This window comes from Sphingopyxis sp. (assembly GCF_050725615.1).
GTDB lineage: Bacteria > Pseudomonadota > Alphaproteobacteria > Sphingomonadales > Sphingomonadaceae > Sphingopyxis.
The window spans coordinates 1-17,343 of the sequence record NZ_JBOHHU010000092.1 but is presented as its reverse complement, the minus strand read 5'-3'; the positions used below and the strand labels follow the sequence as shown (position 1 = coordinate 17,343).

General features: G+C 67.0%; 12 protein-coding genes. 4 read left to right on the top strand and 8 right to left on the bottom strand.

The window, feature by feature from the left end; all coding sequences use genetic code 11:
• From cobA to ACREB7_RS17420, 8 genes are all read right to left on the bottom strand, one after another.
• Positions 1 to 491 (bottom strand): uroporphyrinogen-III C-methyltransferase (cobA, locus tag ACREB7_RS17455; RefSeq protein ID WP_431593553.1); only part of this gene is annotated, 491 nt, incomplete at its 3' end.
• Positions 481 to 3,078, bottom strand: coding sequence for a molybdopterin-dependent oxidoreductase (locus tag ACREB7_RS17450; protein WP_431593552.1), 2,598 nt, complete (start codon positions 3,076 to 3,078; stop codon positions 481 to 483). The genes cobA and ACREB7_RS17450, both read right to left, overlap by 11 nt.
• Entirely contained in the window at positions 3,078 to 3,419 is a 342-nt protein-coding gene (gene nirD / locus ACREB7_RS17445) for a nitrite reductase small subunit NirD (protein WP_431593551.1), read from the bottom strand. Before nirD ends, ACREB7_RS17450 begins: the two co-directional genes overlap by 1 nt.
• Positions 3,416 to 5,911: a nitrite reductase large subunit NirB gene (nirB, locus tag ACREB7_RS17440; protein WP_431593550.1), complete on the bottom strand. Its 2,496-nt coding sequence runs from the start codon at positions 5,909 to 5,911 to the stop codon at positions 3,416 to 3,418. The genes nirD and nirB overlap by 4 nt, the downstream gene beginning before the upstream one ends.
• Positions 5,911 to 7,113, bottom strand: coding sequence for an alginate export family protein (locus ACREB7_RS17435; RefSeq protein WP_431593549.1), 1,203 nt, complete (start codon positions 7,111 to 7,113; stop codon positions 5,911 to 5,913). Before ACREB7_RS17435 ends, nirB begins: the two co-directional genes overlap by 1 nt.
• Positions 7,114 to 7,115: 2 nt before the next feature.
• Positions 7,116 to 8,348 (bottom strand): nitrate/nitrite transporter, encoded by a 1,233-nt coding sequence (locus ACREB7_RS17430; RefSeq protein WP_431593548.1) that lies wholly within the window; start codon positions 8,346 to 8,348, stop codon positions 7,116 to 7,118.
• A 248-nt stretch (positions 8,349 to 8,596) separates the two neighbouring features.
• A complete protein-coding gene (locus tag ACREB7_RS17425) occupies positions 8,597 to 9,808 on the bottom strand; it encodes an ABC transporter substrate-binding protein (RefSeq protein WP_431593547.1) in 1,212 nt (403 codons plus the stop codon).
• Positions 9,805 to 10,386 carry an ANTAR domain-containing response regulator gene (locus ACREB7_RS17420; protein ID WP_431593546.1) on the bottom strand — a complete coding sequence of 194 codons (582 nt, stop codon included), beginning with the start codon at positions 10,384 to 10,386 and terminating at the stop codon, positions 9,805 to 9,807. Before ACREB7_RS17420 ends, ACREB7_RS17425 begins: the two co-directional genes overlap by 4 nt.
• A 736-nt stretch (positions 10,387 to 11,122) precedes the next feature.
• Here ACREB7_RS17420 and ACREB7_RS17415 point away from each other — a divergent pair.
• The 4 genes from ACREB7_RS17415 to ACREB7_RS17400 form a co-directional block, all read left to right on the top strand.
• Positions 11,123 to 13,537, top strand: coding sequence for a TonB-dependent receptor (locus ACREB7_RS17415; protein WP_431593545.1), 2,415 nt, complete (start codon positions 11,123 to 11,125; stop codon positions 13,535 to 13,537).
• A complete protein-coding gene (locus ACREB7_RS17410; protein ID WP_431593544.1) occupies positions 13,537 to 14,892 on the top strand; it encodes an MFS transporter in 1,356 nt (451 codons plus the stop codon). The genes ACREB7_RS17415 and ACREB7_RS17410 overlap by 1 nt, the downstream gene beginning before the upstream one ends.
• 31 nt (positions 14,893 to 14,923) lie before the next feature.
• Entirely contained in the window at positions 14,924 to 15,877 is a 954-nt protein-coding gene (locus ACREB7_RS17405) for a TauD/TfdA dioxygenase family protein (protein WP_431593543.1), read from the top strand.
• A gap of 132 nt (positions 15,878 to 16,009) precedes the next feature.
• On the top strand, positions 16,010 to 17,343 hold a 1,334-nt coding region (locus ACREB7_RS17400), incomplete at its 3' end, for an arylsulfatase (RefSeq protein ID WP_431593542.1).

The following is a 17,343-nucleotide window of genomic DNA, read 5'->3' as shown; positions in this document are numbered from 1 at the left end:
TGCCAGTCGAGGTCGAGGGCGCCGCCGCGTTGGCTGTGCGCGGTGACGAACCGGACGTCGCGCGCCACGCCGCGCAGCGAGAGCGACATGCCCGCCGAAGCCGCGGCGGCGCTCGCCGCCGTGATCCCCGGGCAGATGAACGCGCGCAACCCGGCGTTGCGGAGCGCTTCGATTTCTTCGGTCGATCGCGCGAACAGCGACGGATCGCCACCCTTCAGGCGGACCACACGCTTCGATGCGGCTGCGGCTTCGACCAGCAGCGCATCGATGGTCGCCTGATCCTTCGAATGGCGACCGGAGCGCTTGCCGACGCTGACGCGCTCGGCGCCCGGCGGAATCAGCGCCAGCACGCCGTCGCCGACGAGCGCGTCGTAGAAGACGATGTCGGCAAAGCCGATCAGGCGCACGGCCTTCATGGTCAGCAGGTCGGGGTCGCCGGGGCCGGCGCCGACCAGCCAGACCGTGCCAGGGGGAAAATCGTCAGGCCGCATTGCTTGTCTCCTCAGTCAGGATGCGCGCGAGCGCGGGGCGGCACGATCCGCAATTGGTGCCGGCGCCGATCGCAGCGCCGATCGCCGCGACCTCGGCCAGGCCCTGGTCGCGGATGGCGCCGACGATCGTCTTGAGCCCGATGTCGAAGCAGACGCAGATGATCGGGCCGCGATCGGCCTGCATTCCCGGCGCGCGGCCGGCGAGCAGGGTGGGGGCGACCTCGGGCGCGGACAGCTGGGCGATCAGCCAGTCGCGCGGCGGCAATTCGCCGGTCTCGGTGACGAACAGCGCGCCGGCGAGGCGGCCGTTCGCGACGATCGCGATACGGCGCGTGCCGCGCGCAGCGTCCTGCGCCTCGATGCGTTCGCCCTTGGGAAGCAGCGCTTCGATGCTTTTGAGATCGCCATTACCCGCGACCTCCCAGAGCACGCCGGAAGGCACCGCGACGCGCGTCGCCCACAGGCAGCGCGGGGTCTCGCCAAGCTCGCGCGCGAGCAGCAGGAAACCTCGCCATTTGGGGGTGACCGCGGCGATCGATGCAGGGGTGCGCTTGAACCCCGGCTGTCCCGATACCGGGTCGACGAGCGGGCGCGGCAGCAGTCCGGTGCGCCCGCCGCTCGCCGTGCGGTCGGTCCAGTGGATCGGCACGAACAGCTCGCCGGGGCGCTGGCCGGGGTGGAAGGCGACGCGATAGAGGCTGTCGCCCTGCGGGGTTTCGACGCGGGCGAGGCCGCCGTCACTGAGCCCCAGGCGCGCGCCGTCGTCGGGGTGGACCTCGACCAGCGGTTCCTCGCGATGACGCGCGAGTTTCGGCGCGAGGCCGGTGCGCGTCATCGTGTGCCACTGATCACGATATCGTCCCGTATTCAGCGTCAGCGGCCATTTGGCGAGCGGTTCTGGCAGCGGCTTTTGCGCGACGGGGACGAGGCGTGCGCGGCCGTCGTCGGTCGAAAAACGTCCGTCGGCAAAGACATGATCGCCGCCCCAGCGAAAGGGGGCCATGTCGTCATAGGCGGCGGTGCCGCCCTGCGCCGCGCCGGGCAGTGCGAACAGGCGCGCACCGTCATTGTCATAGGTCGACAAGCGGCAATGCTCGCGCCAGATGTCGGCGGGACGATCATAGGTGAAGGCGGTTTTCCAGCCCATCCGCCGCCCGACCTCCTTGACGATCCACCAGTCGGGCATCGCTTCGCCGGGCAGCGGAAACAGCGCGCGCTGGCGGCTGATCATACGGTCCGAATTGGTGACGGTGCCGTCCTTTTCGCCCCAGGCGGCGGCGGGCAGGCGGACATGGGCAAAGGCCCCGGTGTCGGTCTTTTCGATCACGTCGCTGACGACGACGAAGGGGCAGGCGGCCAGCGCCTCGCGCACACGGTTCGCGTCGGGCATCGACACGGCGGGGTTGGTTGCCATCACCCATAAAGCCTTGATCCGGCCTTCGCCGACGGCGCGGAACAGATCCACCGCCTTCAATCCGGGTTTTTCGGCGATCGTCGGCGCGGCCCAGAAACGTTGGACACGCGCGCGGTTTTCGGGCGCGAAATCCATATGCGCGGCGAGCGTCGAGGCGAGCCCGCCGACCTCGCGCCCGCCCATCGCATTGGGCTGGCCGGTGATCGAGAAGGGGGCGGCACCGGGCTTGCCGATGCGCCCCGTCGCGAGATGGAGGTTGAGGATCGCGTTGACCTGGTCGGTGCCGGCGGTCGCCTGGTTGATCCCCTGGCTGAACATCGTGACGCTACGCGGCGTTGCGGCGAACAGTTCATAGAAACGCCTGAGGTCGGCGGCGGGCACGTCGCAGGTGCGCGCCACCGACCACAGGTCGTTCCCCTCTCCAAGCTGGTCCCAGAAATCCTGCGGCACCGCGACATGGGCCGCCAGATAGTCTTCATCGACCACGCCGGCTTCGCGGCAATGCTGAAGCAGGCCGTTCATCAGCGCGACGTCGCTGCCCGGACGGATCGCGAGGTGCAGGTCGGCCTCCTCGGCGGTCTCGGTGCGGCGCGGGTCGATCACGACGAGCTTGGCGCCCGCCTCGCAGCGCGCGCGGATGCGCTGATAGACGATCGGATGGCACCAGGCGGTGTTCGACCCGACGAGCACGATCAGGTCGGCGGCGTCGAGGTCGTCATAGGTCGCGGGCACGATGTCCTCGCCAAAGGCGCGCGTGTGGCCGGCGACCGCGCTCGACATGCAGAGGCGCGAATTGGTGTCGATGTTCGCGGTGCCGATGAAGCCCTTCATCAGCTTGTTCGCGACATAATAATCCTCGGTCAGAAGCTGGCCCGAGACGTAGAAGGCGACGCTGCCGGGGCCGTGGCGCGCGATGGTCTCGCGGAATTTCTTTGCGACGAGGTCGAGCGCCTTGTCCCAGCTTGCGCGCCTGGTGCCGATCATGGGCGCAAGCAGGCGGCCTTCGAGGCCGACGGTTTCGCCGAGATGCGTGCCCTTCGAGCAGAGCTTGCCCCGGTTTGCGGGGTGGTCGGGGTCGCCGGCGATCTCGACCGCCCGCTCGCCCGTCACCGTCGCGCGGATGCCGCAGCCGACGCCGCAATAGGCGCAGGTGGTGCGGACGGCTTCGGTCATCAGGCGGCCGCCTTCAGCGTGCTGGCGCGGCAGATGAGAACGCGGCCGCCGTCGATCTTGACCGGCACCGTGGGCGTGCAGCCCTTGTCCTCGCCCAGCGCCTCGCCGGTTGACAAGCTGATCCGCCAATTGTGGAGGGGACAGGCGACGGCGCCGCCGTGGACGATGCCCTGCGACAGCCGGCCATGTTTGTGCGGGCAGCGGTCGAGCAGCGCGAAGACCTTGCCCTCGGCGGTGCGGAACACCGCGATGTCGTCGCCCCCCGCGACCTGCACGGTGCGGCTGCCGCGCACCGGGATCTGGTCGACCCAGCCGATGTCGAGCCATGCTGCGGTGCTCATGCCCCAATCTCCTCTTTGAAAAGCGTCTCCTGCGGAATGAAGCGCGCCATCGGCGCATGATGTTCGGCCTCGGCGCCCTCGGCGCGCTGCGCCCAGGGATCGTCCTGGCTGAAGCTTTGCGAATAGAGGAAGCGCGCGCGCAGCGCCTCGCGGCCAGCGGAATCGTCGGCGATCCGTGCCTTCACATAATCGACCCCGACGCGCTCGATCCAAGGCGCGGTGCGTTCGAGGTAGCGCGCTTCCTCGCGGTAGAGCTGGATGAAGGCGGCGCAATAATCCATCGCCTCCTGCTCGGTCGCGACCTTGCAGAGGAGGTCGGTGGCGCGAACGTGGATGCCGCCGTTGCCGCCGACATGCAGTTCATAACCGCTGTCGACGCAGACGATGCCGAAGTCCTTGATCGTCGCCTCGGCGCAGTTGCGCGGGCAGCCCGACACCGCGATCTTGAATTTGTGCGGCATCCAGCTGCCCCAGCTCATCCGTTCGACCTTGACGCCGAGCCCGGTCGAATCCTGCGTGCCGAAGCGGCACCATTCGGACCCGACGCAGGTCTTCACAGTGCGCAGCGACTTGCCATAGGCGTGCCCCGAGACCATGCCCGCAGCGTTGAGGTCGGCCCAGACGGCAGGCAAATCCTCCTTCCTGATCCCGAAGATGTCGAGCCGCTGGCCGCCGGTGACCTTGACCATCGGGGCGTTGAATTTTTCGACGACGTCGGCGATCGCGCGCAGCTCGCGCGGGTTGGTGAGTCCGCCCCACATGCGGGGGACGACCGAGTAGGTGCCGTCCTTCTGGATATTGGCGTGCATCCGCTCGTTGACGAAGCGGCTCTGCTGGTCGTCGACATAGTCGCCGGGCAGCGCGCAGAGCAGATAATAATTGAGCGCCGGGCGGCACGAGGAACAGCCGTCGGGGGTGGTCCAGTGCAGTTTCTGCATCACTTCGGGAATCGAGCGCATCGCCTGCGCGACGATTTCGCGGCGCACATCGTCGTGGCCGAAGCTGGTGCATTTGCACATCGTCTTCGGCCCGGCTTTGACCTCGTCGCCCAAGGTCAGCGCGAGGATATTTTCGACGAGGCCGGTGCAACTGCCGCAGCTCGCCGACGCCTTGCAGCTGCTGCGCACCGCGTCGAGGCTGTGCGCGCCCTTGGCGATGCACGACACGACCTGGCCCTTGGTGACGCCGTTGCAGCCGCAGATCTCGGCATCGTCCGAGAGCACCGCAACGGCCGCCTTAGGGTCCGCCGCGCCGCCTCCCGCGGCGAAGGCCTGGCCGAAGATCAGCAGGTCGCGGAGCTGAGAGACATCCTCCTGTTTCTTGAGCAGGTCGAAATACCAGCCGCCGTCGGCGGTGTCGCCATAGAGGACGGCGCCGACGATGCGGTCGTCCTTGACGATCACACGCTTGTAAACGCCGCGGCTGGCGTCGCGGAGGACAATATCCTCGCACCCGTCGCCGCCCGAGAAATCGCCCGCCGAAAAGACGTCGATGCCCGACACCTTGAGCTTGGTCGAGGTCACCGAGCCGCGATAGCCGCTGGGTTTCTCGACGAGGCCGTCGGCTAGGCTGCGGCACATGTCCCACAGCGGCGCGACGAGGCCGTAAACCTGTCCGTCATGCTCGACGCATTCGCCTACCGCGAGGACCGCCGGATCGCTGGTCACCATATGGTCGTCGACCTGGATGCCGCGCCCGACCGCTAACCCGGCGTCGCGCGCGAGCTGGGTCGAGGGGCGGATGCCCACGGCCATCACGACGAGGCTGGCGGGGATGAGCGTGCCGTCCTTGAGCTTCACCCCCTCGACCTGGCCGTCGCCGACGATCTGGGCGGTGTCGGCGCCGGTCAGGATCGTCTGGCCGCGCGCTTCGAGCGCGTTCTTGAGCAGCCAGCCGGCGGCTTCGTCAAGCTGGCGCTCCATCAGCGTCGGCATCAGGTGGATGACCGTGACCTTCATGCCGCGCAAGGACAGGCCATGCGCCGCTTCGAGCCCAAGCAGGCCGCCGCCGATCACCACCGCGTCGCCGCCCGCATCGGCGGCGGCGAGCATCGTGTCGACATCGTCCATGTCGCGAAAGGCGATGACGCCGGGCAGGTCCTTGCCGGGCACCGGGATGATGAAGGGATCGGAGCCGGTGGCGATCAGCAGCCGGTCATAGCTTTCGATCAGGCCGCTGCGCGTCGTCACGCTCTTGGCCGCGCGGTCGATCGCCGCGACGGGGTCGCCCGCGACGAGCGCGATGCCATTGTCTGTGTACCATGCGGCATCGTTGATCACGATGTCGTCGAAGCATTTCTCGCCCGCGAGCACAGGGGAGAGCATGATGCGGTTGTAATTGACGCGCGGTTCGGCGCCGAAGATCGTCACGCGGTAGCGCGCCGGATCGCGCGCGAGCAGTTCCTCGACCGCGCGGCAGCCGGCCATGCCGTTGCCGATGACGACCAGATGCTCGCGCGTGTCGGCGTCGGGTTTGAGGGGGCGGTGTTCCATCAGAGCGTCCAGTCCAGTTGCAGCCAGAATTTGTCGGTGTCGGTGGCGAAGGTGTCGGCGTCGTAATGCGCGTAGCGCGCCGAGGCGGTGACCTTGCCGAGCTTGGCGCTGGCGAGCAGGTCGATCTCGTCGCCATAGGAGCGGCTGGCGCGGTCGCTGCGGTAGTCGTGATAGACGGCTTGGAGCGTCACGCCCTTGAGCGGACCGACCGCCTTCCACCCCCAGCCGGCGCTCGCGTACAGGTCGCGCACACCGTCGGGCGGGGTGGTGAGGAATTTGTCGGCCCAGCCCTGATATTTGAACCCGGTGGCGAGCGGTGTCTGGAAGCTGGTGAGGGCCGTTCCGTTGTCGGCGCCGAGTATCTCGTACCCGGCGCCGACCCGGGGGCCGCCCAGATCGACCGCGACATCGGCGAGCCAATAGTCGGCGGCATAGTCATTGGGATTGCGGTGCCAGTCGGACTGGCGGGCGTAGCTGAACTGGTACGCGACCTTCGCCTTGCCGACCGGCTGGTTCCCGTCGAGCCGCACGCCATAGCTCTGGCTCGACAGGCGGAAACCCTGCACCGCCGCCTCGTCCTGATCGACCAGATAGGCGAAGGCGGCGAGCCTGCCGGCGGGGGTCGCGACGCTGAGATTGCCGAAGAGATTGTCGCCCGACACCGCCTGCTGCCGCGCGCCCGCGCCGTCGATGCCCCAGATGGTACGCACGCTCCACGCATAGGTCAGGTCGGCCCTGACGCCCTTCGCCGGTGTCACCTCGGCGCGCACCGCGTCGAAGCTTTGGCCGTTCTGGCGGAAGGGCACCGCGCCGACGAAACGCTCATCGTCGAGCGCGATCCGCTGCCGACCCGTCGTCAGCGTCACGAGCGGTGAGGCGTATCGCACTTGCGCGCGGGCCAGGGCGATATTGTCGGGATCGGCGATCGGCGGGCGGGTGGCGCCGCCGTGAAGGCCATCGAAATAATCGTCGATGATCGCAAGATTGCCCTGGCCTTCGACCAGCGCCGACCAGCGCCCGGCCTTCGCCTCGACCCCGGCGCGGACGCGCAGGGTCAGGGCGTCGGCATCGGCGGCGAGGCCGTCCTGATCGACATTCTCGTAACGGAGCCGTGCTTCGCCGAGCGGCTTGAGGGTGACGTCCTGGGCGTGCGCCACCCCGGCCGGCGCCAGCGCCAGCAAGAGGATGTGGGTGCGGGTCATGGTTAGATCCGCACGCCTTCGGCCGCGCCCCAGGTTGCGCGCCACTGGTTCTTGACGAAGAGCAGCGCGACGAGCGCAACCACCGCAAGTCCCGCGAAGATGTAGAAGCCCGGCGCGAAGCTGCCGCTCCACTGCTTGGCGAAGCCGAGCGAGGAGGCAAGGTAGAACCCCCCGACCCCGCCCGCCATGCCGACGAGCCCGGTCATCACCCCGATCTCGGCCGAGAAGCGCTGCGGCACCAGCTGGAACACCGAGCCATTGCCCGTCCCGAGCGCGAGCATCGCGATCACGAACAGGCCGAGCGCGGCGGGCAGCGTGTCCGCCTGCGGAACGCCCGCGAGCGCCAGCGCGGCGACGACGAACACCATCATCAGCGCCTTCACCCCGCCGATCCGGTCGGCGAGTGCGCCGCCCATCGGGCGCACCAGCGATCCGGCGAAGACGCAGGCTGCGGTGCAATAGCCCGCCATCACCGGGGTGAGGTGGAACTGGTCGGTAAAATAGATGGGGAGCGAGGCGGCAAGCCCGACGAAACCGCCGAAGGTCACCGCGTAAAAGGCCATCAGCCACCAGGCGTCGGCGGTCTTCAGCGGCTCGAAATAGTCGACCAGCCGCTTCGGTGCGGGCGCATTCGGCGCGTCCTTCGCCATCGCGAGATAGATGAAGAAGACGATCGTCAGCGGGATGCAGGCGAGGCCGAGCACCGCGTTCCAGCCGAACAGCTTGGCGAGACCGGGTGCGAACAGCGCCGCGAGCACAGTGCCCGAATTGCCCATGCCGGCGAGGCCCATCGCCTTGCCCTGATGTTCGGGCGGATACCAGCGACTGGCGAGCGGCAGCGCGATCGCGAAGCTGGCCCCCGCAAAGCCGAGGATGATGCCGAGCGCGAGCGTGCCCGCAAAGCTGTGCACCCCCATGAACCAGGCCGTGAACAGCCCCGCGATGACGATGAGCTGGCTGATCGCCCCCGCGCGCTTCGGCCCGATGCGGTCGACGAGCAGGCCGTTGACGACGCGCAGCACCGCGCCCGCCAGCGTCGGCACCGCGACCATCAGCCCCTTTTGCGCGGGGGTGAGACCGAGATCTTCGGAAATCGCGGGCGCCAGCGGGCCCAGGATCACCCACACCATGAAGGCGAGATCGAAATAGAGAAACGCCGCGACCAAAGTCGGCCAGTGGCCGCTGGTCCAGAAATTCGATTTGGGTGCCGAGGCCCCCGTCGCTGCAGTCGTCATCGTCCGTCCCCTTTGCGTGACGGGCAATAAAAAAGCCGCCAGGACGGCGGCCATGCGGGCGCATCCTGACGGCTTCATTGCCTGTTGGAATATCGGGGAAAGGCTCCCCGTCCGCCCGCGGTTCGACCCCTTCGTTGGAGCCGGCGCCGCTTTATCCTGCCCCGGCAGCCCTGCCGAGTGCGTTTAAACTGCCTGATTCTTAGGCAGCCCGCAAGGCGTTATTTCGCAGGTGCAGCATAAAATAAAAGCTAGGGAAGTTCAGCGAGATAGGTTTCGATATCGTCGGGATCGAAGGCGCGGCCGTCGAAAAAGCGGTCGTTGCCGAGCGTCAGGCGGCCCTGGGTCGAGCCCGCGCCGATCGGTTCCCCGAGGCCTCCTTCGAGCTTGGAGCTGGCGCCGGGCAGGGGGGCCGAAGATCCGGCGAGCGCCGCGCGGTAGACATCCGGACGGAACACATGGCTCGCGGCGGCGGCCTCGCGGTCGTCAAAGGTCATATAGTCCCAGCGAACCATTTGCGAATAGAGCCAGGCGGCCTGGCTGCGCCAGGGGAAGTTCGCGGCTTCGCGATACTGGAACATGAAATCGGGGTAGTGGATCGGGTCGCCGTCGGGCACCAGCCGGATGCGGTCGGTGATCGCCCGCAGTACGGCGTCGCGCGGCGCGTCGAGATATTCGGCGCGCGCCAATATGTCGGCGCTTTCGTCCGCCGTGCCGGGCGCGACGAAATGGGCTGCTGCGGCATGCAGCGCGCGAACCAGCGCCTCGACGGCGTCGCGGCGCTCGTCCAGAACCGCTTCGCGCATCGCGAGCACCTTCTCGACCCCGCGGCGCCAGATTTGCGCCGTCGCGAGCGCGATATGGCCGACGCCGCGATCGACCGCGATCGAGTTCCACGGCTCGCCGACGCAGATCCCGTCGACCTCGCCCGCCGCGAGCGCATCGGCGGCGAAGGGGGGGCTGGTGACGATGATCTCGACATCCTGGTCGGGCCGCACGCCGACGCCTGCGAGCCAGTAGCGGAGCATGTAATTATGGCTCGAATAGCGATGCACGACGCCGAAGCGCAGTCGCTTGCCGGCCGCGATCCGCGCCTCGGCCGCCCGCTTCAGCGCGGCGCCGATCCGGGCCGGGTCGCCGAGCGCGTCGGTCAGGCCGACCTCGTGTGCGAGCTTGGCGGAAAAGGTGACGGCGTTGCCGTTGAGCCCGAGCACGAAGGGCACCGCGAGCGACACCGGCGGTCGGTCGCGGCCGAGCGTGGTCGCGATCGCCAGCGGCGCGATCATGTGCGCGGCGTCGGTCTGGCCAAAGAGCAGCCTGTCCCGAACCGTCGCCCAGGTCATGTCGCGCACCGGTTCGATGGCGATGCCTTGCTGCGCCGCAAAGCCGAGCTCGTGCGCCAGAATGGGCAAGGCGGCGTCTACAAGCGGCAGGAAGCCGATGCGGAAGGTCTCGGCGCTCATTCCATGTCTCCCAGAAGCGCATCGCTCGTCACGATCGCCTCGGCGATCTCGCCGACCCGGCGGTTGGTCCGCATCGCCTGGCCGCGCAGCAGCGCATAGGCCGCCGGTTCGTCGATGTGCCGGCGCTTCATCAATATGGCCTTGGCGCGATCGACGGTCGCGCGTTCGGCGAGTGCATTTTTGGCCTCGTCGAGTTCGCGCTGGAGACTCGAAAAGGCATGGAAGCGCCGCACCGCCAGGTCGAGCACGGGTTTGATCCGCTGTTTCGACAAGCCATCGACGACATAGGCCGACACCCCGGCGTCGATCGCCGCGCTGGTCGCCTCGCTGTCGCTCTGGTCGACGAACATCGCGATCGGCCGGGCGAGCGCGCGCGAGACGGTGAAAAAATCTTCGAGCTGGTCACGGCTGGGATTTTCGAGATTGATCAGGACCACCTCGGGCTGCGCGGCCTCGACTTGCGCCATCAGCGGCCCGGCCGGATCGATCAGCACCAGATCGTCGAGCCCGGCATCGCGCAGGCCATCCGAAATGATGGCGGCGCGCGTCGTGCTGGTGTCGATGATCGCGATCCTCATGGTCGCGGCTTTACGCTGCAGCGCACAAATCTGCCAGTGGGATTATCGATCGCGATCCATTTGTGGCGTCCGGTAGCCGCTTCTTGAAACTTCCGTCTGCTCGAGGTCTGCAGCGGCGAGGCGCATTGGCCATAGGCGCAACTCGTCTCGCGAAAGATTTTCTTCGTCGCAGAAACGCCGCACGCCGGTTGACGAATCCAATATCAATCTTTTAAGTTGAGTTTGTCATTCGGAACTGGTCGGACCGGCTGACGGGCTCTCCCGCCTCTCTTCGACCCGCGGCTTTTGAACGGGAAAGCAGCTTGCTCCGCGTTACCAACGGCTAAAGCGCGTGATGCTCGGGCGACAGCGCCAGGCATTGCGTTCCCCCTGAAGGGGTATTGCGATGCACATGTGTACTAGCACCATCTAGAACCTTGCCGATCCTGTGCGCGGGATAGCGGACCGACCGCATCCCCACCGCATAGTGGCGCCTTCTTTTCATCCTGGCCGCTTTTCCCTCACGCGAGGGCGCGCGGTCCAGCGTCCGGCGCATGCGCGCCGGCGACAGGTGAATCATGCCTTATCTGACCCAATCCGACCTGTCGGATCTGGCTCGCTATCCTGCGTCCCTGCGCAGCGCGGCTCGCGCTTTGTGGGGCGAAGGGGTGGCGGGCGATCGATCCGGCTCGGCGCACCGCGCGCATCTTCATCACATCAAAAAGGGGGCGGGAACGCCGCCCGGGGACAAATGACAATGACGACCAAATTCTCTCCCGATCATCGCCTGCGCCTGCTTCTCGGGGCCGCGCTGGCGTGGCATGCCGCGCCCGCTGCCGCGACCGAGGCCGCCGTCGATTCCGCCATCGTCGATGATGCTGCCGAAGCGGCCGGCGACAGCTATGACGGCACCGAAATCATCGTGTCCGCGCGCCGCCGCGACGAAAGCGCGCAGGACGTGCCGATCGCGCTGTCGGTCGTCGGATCGGAAACGCTTGAAAAAACCGGCAATTATACGCTGACCCAGGTGCAGCAGCTGGTCCCCAGCCTGCAGGTGTTCAGCTTCAACCCGCGCAACACCAACATCAACATTCGCGGGCTCGGCAGCAACGTCGCGCTGACCAACGACGGGCTGGAGAATGGCGTCGGTTTCTACATCGATAATGTCTATTACGGCCGCGTCGGCCAGTCGCAGTTCGACCTGGTCGACCTGCAGCAGATCGAGGTTCTGCGCGGGCCGCAGGGGACGTTGTTCGGCAAGAACACGACGTCGGGGGCGATCAACATCACGTCGCGCAAGCCCAGCTTCGATCCCGAATTTTCGGGCGAGGCGAGCGTCGGCGACTATGGCTATTACCAGCTGCGCGCTTCGACCTCGGGCCCTGTCGTCGATGATCTGCTCGCCGTCCGCATCAGCGGTTCGGCGACTGAACGGCGCGGCTTCCTCTATAACGCCACGCAGAATGAGCGCGCGCAGGATTATTCGAACTGGAGCCTGCGCGGGCAATTGCTCTTCACCCCGTCGTCCGACGTCGAGGTGCGGATCATCGGCGACTTCGCGCGCCAGAAACAGAACCATGTGCTCAATGTCTTCGCCGACTATTTCGGCACCTATGACAATGGCGCGGCGATCGCGAACAACTTCGCGCAGCGCGCGGCGCGCTTCCCCGGCTACACCTTCCCGACCATCGACCCGTTCGCGCGGCGCGGCGAGGCGAACAGCCATTACCAGTCGAACATGGACGGCTATGGCGTGTCGGGACAGCTCGACTGGAACCTCGGCGGCGCCAAGCTGACGTCGATCACCGCCTATCGCTGGTGGGACTGGAATCCCGCCAATGACGGTGACTCCACCTCGCTGCCGATCATCACCAAGGCTCAGCAGGCGAACCGGCAGCGGCAGTTCAGCCAGGAAGTCCGTCTGGCGTCGGACAGCGACGGCCCGATCAACTATGTCGTCGGCGCCTATTATTTCTGGCAGGTGATCCGCGGCAAGGGCGCGACTGCTTATGGTCCGGCCGCCGCCTTGTGGAACCGGCCGCCCGCATCGCCCTTTTCGCTCGCAACCTGGGAAGCGGCGGTCAACGGGTTCGAGGCGAATTCGACCTCCGATCCGCGCACCAAAAGCTATGCGCTGTTCGGCCAGCTCGACTGGAAGTTCACCGATCGGCTGACGCTGACGGCGGGGCTGCGCTACACGCGCGAAAAGAAGAGCGGATCCTTTCACCAATATCATGTGGCGGACGTCGACCTGTCGACCTTGCCCGCCGATATCGCGCGCGACGCGGCGATCCTGCGGACGCAGTTCAATCCGGTCACCGACTATTCGACGAGTTTCAGCGACAACAGCGTGTCGGGTCTGGCGACGCTGTCCTGGCAGTTCTCCGACGACGCGCTGGGCTATGCCACCTATTCGCGCGGCAACAAGTCGGGCGGGCTCAACCTGACCAGTCTGCCCGCCGGGGTCGATCCCAATGTCGCGCCCGAAAAGGTCGACAGTTATGAAATCGGGGTCAAGACCCAGTGGCTCGACCGTGCGGTCACCTTCAACCTTGCGGGTTTCTGGACCGAGATCAGCGATTATCAGACCGCGATCACCGAGCAGATCGGGAGCACCGTCAATTTCCGGCAATATATCGCCAACATCCCCGGCGTCCGATCGCGCGGGATCGAGGCCGACCTCGTCGCGGCGCCGACCGACCGGATCAGCTTCTATGGCTCGGTCGCCTATGCCGACACGACCTACAGCGACTATCCGAACGCCCCGCAGGCGCCCGAACGGCTCAACGTCAGCGGCAAGCAGGATCTGACCGGCGAGCAGCTGCCCGGCGTGCCCAAATTCACCTACACGTTCGGCGGCGACGCTTCAGCGCCGCTCGGTGCGCTCGGCGGACGTGATCTGTCACTCTATGCCCACGCCGATTATTCGCACCGCTCGACTTTCAACACTTCGTCGAGCGACAGCCGCTATGCCGATGTCCCCGGCTTCGGCATCGCCAATGCGCGGATCGGCATCCGCACCGACGACGGGTTGTTCGATCTGTCGATCTGGGCGCGCAACCTGTTCGACAAGGATTATTTCCAGACACTGTCGGCGCAGAACACCGGCATCGTCACCGCACTGATCGGCGAACCGCGCACGATCGGCGCGACGCTCAGGACGAAGCTGTGATGAGCGGCGCGCCGCCCCCCACCGCCGGCCAGCTCGTCCGGTTTTCGAGCGTCGCCGTGCCGCTGGCCGCCGCCGGACTGCCGCTCGGCGTCTATCTGCCGGTCATCTATTCGCGCGACTATGGACTGTCGTTGACGGTGATCGGCGTGATCTTCCTGCTCGGCCGGCTATGGGACGCGATCGCCGACCCGTTCATGGGGTCGCTCAGCGACCGGACGCGCAGTCGTCATGGGCGCCGCAAGCCGTGGATGGCGGCGGGCGGCGTGGTCTTCGGCCTGTCGTCGATCTTCCTCTTCTTCCCGCCCTTCGGCGTGACGCCGCTGTCGCTCGGCATCGTCCTCTTCTTTTTCTACCTCGGCTGGACGGCGGTGCAGATTCCGTTCCAGGCTTGGTCGGGCGAGGTGTCGGGCGACTATCACCAGCGTACGCGGATCGCGACCTACCAGACGGTCGTCACCTCGTCGGCGCTGTTGCTCACGCTGATCCTGCCGACCATCGCCGACCAGCTGCGCCCCGGCGACGGACATCTGCAACTGACGCTGATGGGCGGGCTGGTGCTGGTGTCGATCGTTCCCGCGCTCGTCCTGACCCTCACCGCGCTCGAGGAACCGCCGCTGCCGCCGGTGCCGATGGGCAAGCCGAGCCTGAAGGAAACGATCCGCGCGATCGTCGGCGAACCGCTTTTGCTGCGCGTCCTCGCGTCCGATTTCGCGGTGACGCTGGCGCAGAATATCCGGGCCGCGCTGATCGTCTTCTTCGTCACCTTTTATATGGGGCGGCCCGAATGGGCAGGGGGCCTGTTCCTGTTCCAGTTCATATTCGGGGTCTTTGCGGGGCCGATCTGGCTCAAAATCGGCCGCCTTTATGGCAAGCATCGCACGGCGGTGGCGGGCGAGCTGGTGCAGGTCGTCATCAACCTGTCGCTGCTGCTCGTCACCCCGGACAGCTTCGGTTTGCTGCTCGGACTGACGCTGGCGCAAGGTCTTGCGCAGGGGTCGGGAAATCTGATGCTCCGCGCCATCGTCGCCGACGTCGCCGACAAGCATCGCCTCGACAGCGGCGAGGACCGGACCGGGCTTTATTATTCGGTGTTCAGCCTCGCCGGAAAGACCGCGACGGCGGTCGCCGTCGGCATCGCGCTCCCGCTCGTCAGCTGGCTTGGCTTCGATCCGAAAGCGGCGACGAACAGCCCCGAGGCGCTGACCGGTCTGCTCCTCGTCTTCGGCCTTGGCCCCGCCATCGCCCATGCCTTGTCCGCCGCCCTCATCGCGCGCTTCCCGCTCGACGAGGCGGCGCACGCCGAAATTCGCCGACAGCTTGATCCGGGACCGCCCGACTATGCTTTCGCCGAATGATTACCCGTCCAACCCCCAAAGGAGACTGACCATGACAGACCTTCACAACAGCTATGCCAATGCCCGCGACCGCAATATCCCGCTCGACATCACGCCGGTGACCGGCACGATCGGCGCCATCGTCCACGGCGTCGAACTGTCGGGCGACCTGCCCGCGCCGGTGGTGCAGGCGATCCAGGCGGCGCTGGTGCGGCACAAGGTGCTGTTCTTCCGCGACCAGCAGCATCTGACCGATCAGGAGCATGAGGATTTCGCCGCGCTTCTTGGCGATCCGGTGGCGCACCCGACGGTGCCCGTCGCCGAAGGCTCGCGCTACCTGCTCGAACTCGACAGCCGCGAAGGCTACGCCGCGTCGAGCTGGCACACCGACGTCACCTTCGTCGACGCCTATCCCAAGGCGTCGATCCTGCGCGCGATCACCATCCCCGAGGCGGGCGGCGACACCCAATGGGCGAATGGCGAGACCGCCTATGAAGGATTGCCCGAGGTGCTGCGCCAGCTCGTCAACACTCTGTGGGCGACGCACACCAACCTCTACGACTATGCGTCGATCCTGCAGTCGGCCCCCGATGCCGAAAGCGCGGCGACGCGGATCAAGGAGCATCGCAACGTCTTCGCCTCGACGGTCTATGAGACCGAGCATCCGGTCGTGCGTGTCCATCCGGTCAGCGGCCAGCGCAGTCTGCTGCTCGGTCATTTCGTCAAGCAGTTCGTCGGGCTGAACCAGACCGACAGCGCGCGGCTGTTCCAGACGTTGCAGGAGCATATCACCAAGCCCGAAAATGTCGTGCGCTGGCGCTGGCAGGCGGGCGATGTGGCGATCTGGGACAATCAGGCGACCCAGCACCGCGCGACCGCCGACTTCGGTCTCCAGCGCCGCACGCTGCGCCGCGCGACGATCCACGGCGAGGCGCCGGTTGCGATCGACGGCCGCCACAGCCGCACCGTGCGACAGGAAAAGGCGGTTCAGTACGAACCCGCCTGACGACCCAAGCGGACCGGCGCCCGCAGCTCTCCTCCCAACCCATGAAGCGGGCGCCGGCTTCCGATTGCGGCGCGTCCGGGTTCCATTCGCGCGGGCGCGCCGGCTTTCTCCATCTCGACCAAGGAAGATTTGATGACCGACGGCCGCCGCCTTGCCACCCTGTTGTTCGCCGCGATCATCGGCACGCTGTCCGCCGTCGCCCCGGCGCAGGCCAGGGACCGGCGCCCGAACTTCCTCGTGATCGTCGCCGACGATCTGGGCTATTCGGACCTTGGCGCCTTTGGCGGCGAGATCCGGACCCCGAATCTCGACAAGCTCGCGCTCGCGGGCATCCGGCTGGCGGGGTTCCATACCGCGCCGACCTGTTCGCCGACGCGCTCGATGCTGCTCTCCGGGACCGACAATCATCTCGCGGGCCTCGGCACGATGGCTGAGATGATCCGCCCGAACCAGAAGGGCAAGCCGGGCTATGAAGGCTATTTGCGCAGCGACGTCGCGACGCTCGCCGAGCGGCTGTCGGCGGGCGGTTATCGCACGCTCCTGTCGGGCAAATGGCACCTCGGGCTGACCCCCGAGCAGGACCCGCACGCGCGCGGCTTTCAGCGCAGCTTTGCCCTGTTGCAGGGCGGGCACAATCATTTCGGCACCGACGTCGATCCCGGCACCGAACCCGCCGCGCGCGGCGTCGCGACCTATCGCGAGGATGGCAAACCGGTCACCCGCCTGCCGCAAGGCTTTTATTCCAGCGACTATTTTGCGACCCGCCTGATCGACTTTCTCGGCGAACGGCCCGCAGCCGGGCTGGGCGATCGTCCCTTCTTTGCCTACCTCGCCTTCACCGCGCCGCATTGGCCGCTGCAGGCGCCGCCCGAAGATATCGCGCGCTACAAGGGGCGTTACGACGCCGGGTTCGACGTGCTGCGCGAACTGCGGCTGGCGCGTCAGCGCGACCTTGGCCTGTTGGCGCCCGACGTGGTTGCGCACACGCCGCGCAATCGCGACGGCAGCTGGGATTCGCTGACCGCCGGGCAACAGCGGCTCGCCGCGCGCAACATGGAAATCTATGCCGCGATGGTCGACCGGCTCGACCAGAATGTCGGTCGGGTGGTCGAGGCGCTGCGCGTGTCGGGCGAACTCGACAATACGGTGATCCTGTTCCTGGCCGACAATGGCGCCGAGGCGCTCGATGTCGACACCACCGGCGCCGAAATGCTCGCCAGCGCGCTGAAGGGCGCCGACAACGACCTGCCCAACCGGGGCGCGGCCACCTCTTACCTCACCTATGGCGCCGGCTGGGCGCAGGCTGCGACGGCGCCTTCCTGGCTGACCAAGGGCTATCAGAGCGAAGGCGGGACGCGCACCGTCGCGTTCGTCAGCGGATTTGGCGTGCCCCGACGCGACGGAGCGGCGACCCAATATCAGTCGGTCGCCGATATCGCGCCGACCCTGCTCGACCTTGCTGGCGT

What these genes read in the sequence shown, in the direction of transcription:
- nirD (WP_431593551.1), bottom strand. Translation starts at nt 3,419, where the DNA reads ATGAGCACCGCAGCATGGCTCGACATCGGCTGGGTCGACCAGATCCCG.
- ACREB7_RS17430 (WP_431593548.1), bottom strand. Translation starts at nt 8,348, where the DNA reads ATGACGACTGCAGCGACGGGGGCCTCGGCACCCAAATCGAATTTCTGG.
- ACREB7_RS17405 (WP_431593543.1), top strand. Translation starts at nt 14,924, where the DNA reads ATGACAGACCTTCACAACAGCTATGCCAATGCCCGCGACCGCAATATC.
- ACREB7_RS17425 (WP_431593547.1), bottom strand. Translation starts at nt 9,808, where the DNA reads ATGAGCGCCGAGACCTTCCGCATCGGCTTCCTGCCGCTTGTAGACGCC.
- ACREB7_RS17450 (WP_431593552.1), bottom strand. Translation starts at nt 3,078, where the DNA reads ATGACCGAAGCCGTCCGCACCACCTGCGCCTATTGCGGCGTCGGCTGC.
- ACREB7_RS17420 (WP_431593546.1), bottom strand. Translation starts at nt 10,386, where the DNA reads ATGAGGATCGCGATCATCGACACCAGCACGACGCGCGCCGCCATCATT.
- ACREB7_RS17410 (WP_431593544.1), top strand. Translation starts at nt 13,537, where the DNA reads ATGAGCGGCGCGCCGCCCCCCACCGCCGGCCAGCTCGTCCGGTTTTCG.
- nirB (WP_431593550.1), bottom strand. Translation starts at nt 5,911, where the DNA reads ATGGAACACCGCCCCCTCAAACCCGACGCCGACACGCGCGAGCATCTG.
- ACREB7_RS17435 (WP_431593549.1), bottom strand. Translation starts at nt 7,113, where the DNA reads ATGACCCGCACCCACATCCTCTTGCTGGCGCTGGCGCCGGCCGGGGTG.
- ACREB7_RS17415 (WP_431593545.1), top strand. Translation starts at nt 11,123, where the DNA reads ATGACGACCAAATTCTCTCCCGATCATCGCCTGCGCCTGCTTCTCGGG.